The organism is Bradyrhizobium sp. UFLA01-814, assembly GCF_046718885.1.
GTDB lineage: Bacteria > Pseudomonadota > Alphaproteobacteria > Rhizobiales > Xanthobacteraceae > Bradyrhizobium > Bradyrhizobium elkanii.
On record NZ_JAQOSR010000324.1, the window covers coordinates 1 to 3922 of the forward strand.

At 65.3% G+C, this 3922-nt stretch carries 4 protein-coding genes; 2 read left to right on the forward strand and 2 right to left on the reverse strand.

Annotation, left to right across the window (positions count from 1 at the left end; all coding sequences use genetic code 11):
• Nucleotides 1-29: 29 nt before the first annotated feature.
• A complete protein-coding gene (locus tag PMN64_RS42330) occupies nt 30-809 on the reverse strand; it encodes an NYN domain-containing protein (protein ID WP_304499496.1) in 780 nt (259 codons plus the stop codon).
• Between the two features lie 152 nt (nt 810-961).
• Complete coding sequence (locus PMN64_RS42335; RefSeq protein WP_016842371.1) at nt 962-1369, reverse strand: hypothetical protein; 408 nt, start codon at nt 1367-1369, stop codon at nt 962-964.
• A gap of 360 nt (nt 1370-1729) precedes the next feature.
• On the opposite strand from PMN64_RS42335, the gene PMN64_RS42340 reads away from it, so the two are divergent.
• Entirely contained in the window at nt 1730-3139 is a 1410-nt protein-coding gene (locus PMN64_RS42340; protein WP_304499495.1) for an MFS transporter, read from the forward strand.
• Between the two features lie 105 nt (nt 3140-3244).
• On the forward strand, nt 3245-3922 hold a 678-nt coding region (locus PMN64_RS42345), incomplete at its 3' end, for a GntR family transcriptional regulator (protein ID WP_411785047.1).

The following is a 3922-nucleotide window of genomic DNA, read 5'->3' on the forward strand; positions in this document are numbered from 1 at the left end:
GTTCAGAACAGGAGCGCGCTGCGCGCCGTTCATTCCGGCGGTTTTTGATCGGCTCGCCGTCTTGGAGCTCGCCGTCTTGGCGGCCGTGCAGCTGATGGCTTGATGCGGATTCGCATCGTCCCGCCCTTCGACTCGATCTCGAAAGCGTTGGTCCTGCGAACCAGTTCGCCGAGGGTGCGGAAGCCGTAGGTCCGCTGATCGAAATCCGACGCGAAATTGGCGAGCTGCCGTCCGACCTCGCCAAGCGTCACCCAGCCGTCCTCGCTTGCCATCTGGCCGATCATCTTCTTGAGGATGGGCGTGGCGGCCTCCGGCGGCTGTAACGGCTGGGCCCGCACGGCGGCATCCTGATTGCTCGGCGCGCCGCCGCGCAGATTCTCGGTATAGACGAACCGGCGGCAGGCCTGCCGAAAACTCTCCGGCGTCTTCTGCTCGCCGAACCCGAACACGTCGATTCCGTGTTCACGGATGCGGGCGGCAAGCCTGGTGAAATCGCTGTCCGACGACACCAGGCAGAAGCCGTCGAAACGGCCGCTGTGCAGCAGGTCCATGGCGTCGATCACCAAGGTGATATCGGATGCATTCTTCCCGGTCGTATAGGCAAATTGCTGCTGGGGAATAATGGCGTGCTTCGACAGAATGTCGGCCCAGCCCTTGGACCTGGGATTGGAGAAGTCGCCGTAGATGCGGCGCACGCTGGCCTCGCCGATCTTGGCGATCTCCTCGAACAGCCCATCGGCGATCTTTGCAGATGCATTGTCGGCGTCGATCAGGACGGCCAGACGAGGCGAACGGAGTTCGGAAGGCATGGCATTTCTCGGCTGGGACACGATGGATCAAGGCTCCACGAGACGGCTCCGGAACCGGCGCACCGTCGTATCGGAGCACATCGCGCGTCCCAAGCATAGGCTCAGTGCATCGCCGGACTTCTGCGGCGTTGGCCAGCCTTGAGGCGGCGAGATCAGATCACCTCGCCCAGGTCGATCGCCCGCCTCGCGAACTCGATCGCCTTCTCGGCGGTGATCGCGTCCGCTGTGGTCGTCGCCTCGTCGCGCACGGACGGCGGCGAAGCGATCCGTATCTTCTTGCCGTTCGAACGGCGGATGGTCGCGCGCCAGCGATCGACATCGCGCCGGTAGGCATCGATCACAAAATCCCGATAGGTGACGCCGCTCATGAGCGGCTGAATCGATGCCGCTTCGACAGTGGGCGGCCGGCTTGCGATGTCGCGCACCATCTCGACAATCGTCTCGACGGCATGCTCACGCGTGACGCCGGTCGCGTCCCTGAGCAGATAGCTCACCGCCGCGCCGATCTGCGCCCTCGCGCGATCGTCGCTCGCAAAATCCAAATCGGCCTGAACTGACATATGGGGAAAACGCCTCCGCCCGACGCAACATCGGATACCTCCAGGCATCCGGTACTTTGCAACCACGTGACGTTTAGTCGGCTTCCCATTAAAGCCGGATTATCCGTTAGCCCCCGATTTCCCGGATGCCGTTAACCGGCTCTTGATGCCGCTTCGCAGGATGCCCGAAGCGGCAAGCATGGTCGACCGGATCACGGGAGGACCGCGCCACGCGTCGATTTGTTTGTAGCCCCATCCGGCGCCGCAGCCCGGGCCGCCGTCAATTCACGCGTGATCTTCAATTGACATATCACTGCTATTCGTGTGACATTTTATGAAAAGGCCGAAAAGAGCCGTCAGCATCCACTTGGGGAGGCAGCAATGACCATTTCCGACGTCACCGCAGCAGCCGGAAGCCGGGCTCCGGCCGTTGCGCGAACCGCGCAGGCGCAGCAGGTCGCCGACATCGCGGCACGGCTCGAACGCCTGCCGCTGACCTCCTATCAGCGCTGGATCTTTGGAATCATCGCGACCGCGTGGTTCTTCGACAGCATGGACCTTGCCGCGCTCACCTTCGTGCTCGGCTCGATCCGCCAGACCTTCGGCCTGTCGACGGCTGAAGCCGGGCTGCTGTCCAGCATGAGCTTCCTCGGCATGTTCGTGGGCGCCGCGTCCGCCGGCCTGCTCGCCGACCGTTTCGGCCGCGCCCGCGTCTTCCAGGTCAGCATGATCTTCTGGGGATTGGGCAGCCTGTGCTGCGGTCTGTCCACCACTGCGACCGCGCTCGGCGCATCCCGCCTGCTGCTCGGCTTTGGAATGGGCATGGAGTTTCCGGTCGCGCAGTCGATGGTCTCGGAGATCATGCCGGCACGCAACCGCGGCCGCTACATCGCGTTCCTCGAAGGATTCTGGCCGCTCGGCTTCATCGCGTCGGGCCTACTGACCTACTTCGTGCTGCAGGTCGCCGACTGGCGCTGGGTCTTCATCCTGCAGGCGATCCCAGCCGTCTTCGTGCTGGTGGTGCGCCGCTTCGTTCCGGAATCGCCGCGCTGGCTCGCCTCGCACGGCTATTCGGAGCGGGCCGAGGCCACGGTGCGCGACATCGAATCCAGGGTCCGCGATCGTCTCGGCGGCAAGGACCTGCCGCCGGTGGTGCGCCAGGCCGCCACTCCCGCGTCCGAAGTGACCGGCCTGAGAACGCTGTTTTCGGGGATCTACGCCAAGCGGACCACGATGTTGTGGACCCTGTGGTTCTTCGCGCTGCTCGGCTTCTACGGCCTGACCACGTGGCTCGGCGCGCTGCTGCAGGCCAAGGGCTTCCCGATCACCAAATCGGTGTTCTACACCATCCTGATCTCGCTCGCGGGTATCCCCGGCTTCCTGGTCTCGGCGTGGCTCGTCGAATCCTGGGGCCGAAAGGCCACGCTGGTGATGAACCTGCTCTGCGGCGCGATCGCCTGCCATTTCTACGGCTCGGCGGCGGACCAGACCCAGCTCATCATCGCCGGCCTCTGCATGCAGTTCTTCCTGTTCGGCATGTGGTCGGCGCTCTACGCCTATACGCCCGAACTGTACCCGACCCATGTTCGCGCCACCGGAACGGGCTTTGCCTCCGCGGTCGGCCGAATCGGTTCGCTGATCGGCCCCTATGTGATCGGCGTGATCCTGCCGGCCGCCGGACAAGGCGGCGTGTTTGCGCTCGGCGCCGGCGCGTTCGTGGTGGCGGCGCTCGCGGTGCTGTTGCTCGGCGAGGAAACCCGCGGCCGGACGCTGGAAAGCATTTCGCACTGATGGGCGCGCTGCGCGCCGTCCGATTTGGCTTAGGCCGATCGACCGGCCTTGTCATTGCCATCGGGCGTGTGAGATATCTGCTGTACAGCAGCACTCACGATCCTGATGGCACATTCGAACAAACGATCCAGCACGGTGCGCGCGCGCGCAGCAGGGAGCCGCCGGCCGGCACGGCAATCGTCCGCCGCCGGCGACAAGCCGCGCGGTTCCGCGCCGGCCCCTCTCCCGCAAAGCGACGTCACGCTCACCGATCGCGCCTATGCCGAGCTGGAAGAGCTGATCGTAACGCTGCAACTGCCGCCGGGCACCGCGCTCTCCGAGCTCGTACTCGCCAAGCGGCTCGACATCGGCCGAACCCCGATCCGCGAAGCCTTGCAGCGCCTGTCGCGCGACGGCCTCGTCAATATCCTGGCCCGCCGCGGCGTGCTGGTGTCCGAGATCGACCTCAGGGCCCAGCTGCGCCTGCTCGAAGTCCGGCGCGAGCTGGAACGGCTGATGGCGCGCGGCGCCGCCGAGCGCGCCACCACCGAACAGCGCGCGCAGTTCACCCAGATCGCCGCCGGCATGCGGCGCGCAGCGGAGAAATCCGACGACCTGCTGTTCATGCGGCTGGATCACCAGTTCAACACACTGATCTCCACGGCGTCGCGCAACGAGTTCGCCTCCCGCGCGATGGGCCTGATGCATGGCCTGTCGCGCCGGTTCTGGTACCAGCATTACAAGGAAGCGGCCGATCTGCCGCTTGCGGCGCGGCTGCATGCCGACGTCGCCGAAGCCATCGCC

What these genes read in the sequence shown, in the direction of transcription:
- PMN64_RS42330 (WP_304499496.1), bottom strand. Translation starts at nt 809, where the DNA reads ATGCCTTCCGAACTCCGTTCGCCTCGTCTGGCCGTCCTGATCGACGCC.
- PMN64_RS42335 (WP_016842371.1), bottom strand. Translation starts at nt 1,369, where the DNA reads ATGTCAGTTCAGGCCGATTTGGATTTTGCGAGCGACGATCGCGCGAGG.
- PMN64_RS42340 (WP_304499495.1), top strand. Translation starts at nt 1,730, where the DNA reads ATGACCATTTCCGACGTCACCGCAGCAGCCGGAAGCCGGGCTCCGGCC.